Here is a 5598-nt window from a genome sequence, read left to right as displayed (position 1 = left end):
GGCGACATCGGATTCGCAGGATTGCGATTGATCACCTGCGGTGGAACATTCGACGACAGCGCGGCAAGTTACGACGACAACATCGTCGTCTACGCGGAACTGGAGAGCGCGCGCTGAGCCTTCGGTACGCAACTACTAGTGCTCCCCCACCGTGGGAACCTCGCTCATGGAAGGTATGGGGCGGCTGCACAATTCGCGGGCGTCGGCAGTGGACACACCGAGGGCAAGAAGAACGCTGAACGTCATTCGGTCCACCGCCTCATGGTCGTCACGGGTCGGTTGCGCGAGCAGCAACTGCCCGAGTCCGAGGAGCGCCCCGGCCACCAACGACAATGCCAGTTCCGGGTCGGGGACGACGAAATGCCCTGCGGCAGTTGCTGCGTGGATATCTCGGGCCGCCCGAGGCCCGAGCCCGTGCTCCGAGGTGATCAGCGCCGGACCGGAGTGAATCAGTACTCGACTCAGCTCCGGCTGCATCCTGAACAATCGACCGGTAATCCGAAAAGACCTGGTGAACGCCTCCGCAGGGTCTACTGAACCTTCGGTCAGCGAGTCGAGGTAGTCGCCCAACAATTCGAGCGCACCGTCCACTGCAGCCTGGAACAGTTGTTCCTTGCTGTCGAAGTGGTTGTAGAAAGAACCCATTCCGACGTCGGCGGCCTGAGTGATCTCCAATACCGGCACATTCAACTCGCCCCGGGCAATGAACCCCTGTGCGGAAGACACCAGAGCGGCTCGGGTGCGCGCTTTACGACGTTCGAGTCGGTTCGGGCTTTCGGTCATATCTTCCCTGCTTCTCTGTTAGCTCTCAGGCATCGCGCACTAGCCTGACTGATCCTCACCGCTGACGATTCTATCAATCTACTTGACTGAGGATGTGTTCATAGGTGACGATAGTGTCACCAGCGAGGAGGATCAGTGCACGAACACGGCGTGGATGGCCACAAGAACATGCATGTGGATCAGGGAGCCCTTCCCGGGGAGCACCCGGGGCGGGCGGCTGACCCGATCATCAAGGTTCACGACATCGCGTGGCTGGAATTCACCAAGCCTGATTTGGTCAAGGCGGAAGCGTTTGCACTGGCTTTCGGCTTTTCGGTGACGTTGCGCACCTCCGAGGAGATCCACCTTCGTGGGACCCAGGCCGGCGGGCCGTCCGTCATCATCCGTCGCGGCAAGCGGACACGATTCGTGGGCACGGCGTTCGCTGCGGCGTCCGACGCAGACGTGATGAAGCTCGCCGATGCCACCGGACGTCGCGTGCACCGCCTTCCGGACGCGCTGGGCGGCATTGGAGTGACGCTCACCGACCCGAGCGGCCAACCCGTCCAGGTGGTGTCGGGATACGACGTCCATGCGGATCTTCCCGGCCAACGGACGCACACCTACAACTTCGGTGAGCCCCGTCATCGGGTGAATGCAACACAACGTCCGCCGCACGAGCCGGCCCTCATTCAACGTCTGGGACATGTAGTCCTCCAGCGAACCGACTACCTCGAAAACCTCGACTGGTACTTACGTCACCTGGGGTTGATCGTCAGCGACTTCCTTTATTACGACGGTCAGCGCGAGCGGGGACCGGTGATGAGCTTCATCCGGTGCGACCGTGGCAACACCCCTACGGACCACCACACACTTGCCATGACCCTCGGCCCGTCGAACCGGTACGTGCACTCCGCCTATCAAGTGTCGGACCTCGATGCGATCGCCGCGGGCGGCGAACACTTGACCGAACGCGGATACCGCCATTCGTGGGGAATCGGCCGGCACATCCAAGGCAGCCAGATCTTCGACTACTGGCGCGACCCCGACGGCTTTCTGGTGGAACATTTCAGCGACGGGGACATGTTCGACAGCTCTCTGGAGCCTGGATGGGCCCCGATGACCGCGTCGGGCCTGGCCCAGTGGGGCCCTCCCGCGTCCAAGGACTTCCTTGGAGTTGCTCCGAGCCGGGCATCTCTTCGAGAGCTTCGGTCCATTCTCTCTTCACTGCGCAATGACAACGAATTCGACGCCGAACGCCTTCGCGGCCTGATGAAAGTGGCATCTTCATGAGCATCTCCGTTCTACGTACCGCCGACGCATGGTGGGTGAATACTCCGACAGGGGCGTCACGCATCGAAACCGACGCCGCCACTACCGCCGAACTCCTGGCGGATCGATCTGCGATCGAGGCGGCCCGCACGAGCACCGAGACCGTCGCAGTAGAAACCCTCGACGTACTCTCACCGGTGACCGCCCCGTGCAGGGTCGTCGCACAGATGACCAATTTCGTGTCGCACGTCAAGGATTCGGGGATGAATCCCGCCACTGTCCCGCTGACCTTCTTCCGCAAGACCTCCGGATCTATCAGCGGACCGACCGACGACATCGTCAAGCCAAAGCATGTGCAGCTTCTCGACTACGAAATCGAGATCGGCCTCGTGTTCGGCAAGACCGTGCCGGTGGGAACACGGATCAACGCCAACAACATCGGCGAATACGTCGCCGGACTGGTCATCACCAACGATGTCTCCGCGCGCGACGTGCAGCTGCCCAAGACACAGTTCTACGAGGGCAAGTCCTACCCCACGTTCACCCCGGTCGGTCCGCTCCTGGTGCTCCTGGAAGAGGGCGAGTTCGATCGTTTCGGAGACCTCGAGTTGACTCTGAGAGTCAATGGCGCAGTACGACAGAACAGTACGGTTGCCGACATGATCTACCGGCCGGTCGAGACACTTCAAGCTCTGAGTGGATTCCAACGTCTGGACGCCGGCGATCTCCTGCTGACGGGGACCCCCGGCGGCACAGCTTTGAAAGCACCGGCCAAGCCGATCGAACTGCTCGGATCGCTGGTCCCGCCCTCGGTCAAGTGGAAGATCTTCTTCAAGAAGCAGGCATCCAACCCGAACTACCTGCACGACGGTGATGTCCTCGAGCTGACCTGTGCCACACCCGACGGCGCCCTCGATCTGGGGGTTCAGCGGACGGCGGTCACCTACCGATGAACCGCACCGAATCCGGTGCGCCCACAGGTAGGCCGGACATGCGCGATGGCGATCACTTCCCGGTGGTGATCGTCGGGTCCGGGCCTACCGGCATGACCGCAGCACTGCTACTGGGCTCCTACGGGATTTCCTGTCTCGTGTTGGACCGGTGGGACGACGTCTACCCGCAGCCGCGGGCGGTCCATCTCGACGACGAGGTCTACCGCATCATCTCGGACCTCGGACTGGCCGAGGAGTTCGCGGCCATTTCTCGCCCAGGACGCGGTCTACGACTGTGCGACAAACAAATTCGCACGCTCGCCGAATTCGAGCGGGACCCGGACATTCGGCCGAACGGATTCCCCCAGGCCAACATGTTCGATCAACCAGATCTCGAAATCCTCATGCGATCGCACCTGCCGCGCTTCGACACCGTTCAGACGCGCGGTGGATGCGAAATCATCGACGTCCAGAACCAGAACGACAGCGTCAAAGTGCTGTTCACCGATACGGCGGACGGGGCTCGTCATTGGGTGACCGCCGACTTCGTCCTCGGGTGCGACGGAGCCAACAGCGTGGTTCGCAGCTCTATCGGTTCGAAGATGGAGGACCTCGGGTTCGCGCAGCGCTGGCTGGTCGTCGACATCTCCACCGACGCCGACCTGCAGCAGTGGGAGGGCGTACACCAGGTGTGCGACGGCGAACGAGCTGCGACATACATGCGCATCGGTAGTTCCCGGTATCGATGGGAGTTCCGGATGCATGACAACGAGGACCTGGACTCCTTCGCAGACCTCGACGCGATTCGACCGCTGATCGCCCCGTGGCTCGGCGACGTCGCCCGGGACGACCTGAAGTTGATTCGCTGCGCCGAGTACACATTTCGGGCGCAAGTAGTCGATCGCTGGCGTGACCGCAGGGTGTTTCTGCTCGGCGACGCCGCGCATCTGACCCCGCCGTTCATCGGTCAGGGCATGGGAGCGGGGCTTCGCGACGCGCGCAATCTGATCTGGAAGCTGGCCGGCGTCCTCGGAGGTTCCTTGCCCGAAACGGCGCTCGACAGCTACCAGACCGAGCGGAAAGCGCATGCGACGGCGATGATCAAGCTGGCTGTGCAGATCGGGTGGGCCATGACCGGAGGCAGCCGGGTGACCAGCGCTGTCCGAAAGAACATTGCGCCCCTGCTCGGCTACGTCCCGGTCATCGGCACGAAAGCAACCGACAGCACCACCCCTCGACTTCCTCGATCCGAGTATGTTCTGCGTTCACCGGTGTCGGTGATGGGCCTGCCCGGCTCCCTCTGCCCGAACAGTGTGTTGGACAACGGCGAACGACTCGACCGCGTCGCCCCGGGACAGTTCTTGTTCGTTACCTCGACGCCCCTTACTGTCGGCCAGCGCCGAGAGGTCACGCGCCGAGGTGCGGTGCCCATCGAAGTGCCCGCGTCATCGGACCTCGGTGTCTGGTTGCGCCGCGGCCACGCGATCGCGGCCATCGTCCGCCCGGACCGGACCGTGATGGCGTCGGGACGCTCTGTCCCCGCACTGCACACCAAGGTGCCCACCACTGCTTTTCGCCAGCACGCAGATCCACCACCCGCCGAGCGCACGAGAGATGTCGACGCGGCGCCCGCCGTCACCAGCAGACCCAGAACCAGAACCAGAACCAAGAGGCACGCATGACAACCGCCATCGTCACCGGAGCAACCTCGGGCATCGGACGTGCCGTCGCAGAGTTGCTGCACTCACAGCAATTCCACGTAATCGGTACCAGTAGAGATGCATCGTCGATCTCGGACCCGGTGCCGGGCGTCGAGTACCGCGACCTGGATCTGACCGACTCGGCGTCCATACGCACATTCGCCGACGGTCTGCGCGACATCGACGTCGACGTCCTCGTCAACAACGCCGGCGAGAGCCAGTGCGGCCCGCTCGAAGAGCTGCCGATGGACGCGGTGAACCGGCTGTTCCAGCTCAACGTCTTCGGCGCGATCGAACTCATCCAATGCGTCCTGCCCGGAATGCGAGAGCGTCGCCGCGGCACGATCGTCAACGTCGGTTCGATGCTGGCGAGCTTTCCACTTGCGTACCGCTCGTCCTATGCCGCGACCAAGGCCGCGCTGAACGGATTCTCGACGGCAGCGCGGTACGAGCTGAAGCCATTCGGCATCGACATCACTACCGTCGAGCCCGGATCGATCGATACCGGACTCTCCGCACGGCGCACCAAGTACTGCGGCCCGCATTCGCCGTAGCATCGCGACTTCACCACTGTGATCGCGAAGCTCGATGCTAAAGAGGCACAAGGTATCTCAGCGGAGAAGGTCGCCAAGACCGTATTGGAGGCCATCGAAGACGCACACACGCGCCCTCTTTACGCGGTGGGGAGCAATGCGCCACTGGCGTTCTTCGCGCGGCGAGTGCTGCCGCGCACAGTCATGGAGAAGTTCACGGCCAAAGCCTATGGACTACCGAGCCGACCGCACGGCGGCTGAGTAGGAAAACCTAACCGCGGCAAATCATTTCAGCTGTGTTCGACAGTTCTTTGCACACGGATCCCGGGGGGGACGATCACATTGGCACGAGAATTCGACGATCATTCGGTTCATTCCAGCGGACCTGGTGATCGGGTT

General features: G+C 62.5%; 4 protein-coding genes and 1 pseudogene. 4 read left to right on the top strand and 1 reads right to left on the bottom strand.

Annotation, left to right across the window (positions count from 1 at the left end; translation table 11 throughout):
- Window positions 1-135: 135 nt before the first annotated feature.
- Window positions 136-783 (bottom strand): TetR/AcrR family transcriptional regulator, encoded by a 648-nt coding sequence (locus A2J03_RS19525; RefSeq protein WP_068377278.1) that lies wholly within the window; start codon window positions 781-783, stop codon window positions 136-138.
- A 168-nt stretch (window positions 784-951) separates the two neighbouring features.
- Between A2J03_RS19525 and A2J03_RS19520 the strand changes: the two genes are divergently transcribed.
- The 4 genes and pseudogenes from A2J03_RS19520 (at window position 952) to A2J03_RS19505 (ending at window position 5460) form a co-directional block, all read left to right on the top strand.
- Window positions 952-2055, top strand: a complete 1104-nt coding sequence (locus A2J03_RS19520; RefSeq protein ID WP_068377279.1) for a VOC family protein — start codon at window positions 952-954, stop codon at window positions 2053-2055.
- Window positions 2052-2987 carry a fumarylacetoacetate hydrolase family protein gene (locus tag A2J03_RS19515; protein WP_068377277.1) on the top strand — a complete coding sequence of 312 codons (936 nt, stop codon included), beginning with the start codon at window positions 2052-2054 and terminating at the stop codon, window positions 2985-2987. Before A2J03_RS19520 ends, A2J03_RS19515 begins: the two co-directional genes overlap by 4 nt.
- On the top strand, window positions 2984-4648 hold the full coding sequence (mhpA, locus tag A2J03_RS19510) for a bifunctional 3-(3-hydroxy-phenyl)propionate/3-hydroxycinnamic acid hydroxylase MhpA (RefSeq protein WP_442971379.1): 1665 nt from the start codon (window positions 2984-2986) through the stop codon (window positions 4646-4648). Before A2J03_RS19515 ends, mhpA begins: the two co-directional genes overlap by 4 nt.
- Window positions 4645-5460: pseudogene (locus tag A2J03_RS19505) on the top strand (SDR family oxidoreductase). Before mhpA ends, A2J03_RS19505 begins: the two are co-directional and overlap by 4 nt.
- Window positions 5461-5598: the final 138 nt, after the last annotated feature.

Source organism: Rhodococcus sp. EPR-157 (genome assembly GCF_001647195.1).
Lineage (GTDB): Bacteria > Actinomycetota > Actinomycetes > Mycobacteriales > Mycobacteriaceae > Rhodococcoides.
Note: the sequence above shows the minus strand (reverse complement) of the source record. Positions and strands in the feature narration are given on the sequence as shown.

Bases quoted from the DNA above. Each gene is read 5' to 3' on its own strand.
- A2J03_RS19525 (WP_068377278.1), bottom strand. From the start codon at position 783: ATGACCGAAAGCCCGAACCGACTCGAACGTCGTAAAGCGCGCACCCGA.
- A2J03_RS19520 (WP_068377279.1), top strand. From the start codon at position 952: ATGCATGTGGATCAGGGAGCCCTTCCCGGGGAGCACCCGGGGCGGGCG.
- A2J03_RS19515 (WP_068377277.1), top strand. From the start codon at position 2,052: ATGAGCATCTCCGTTCTACGTACCGCCGACGCATGGTGGGTGAATACT.
- mhpA (WP_442971379.1), top strand. From the start codon at position 2,984: ATGAACCGCACCGAATCCGGTGCGCCCACAGGTAGGCCGGACATGCGC.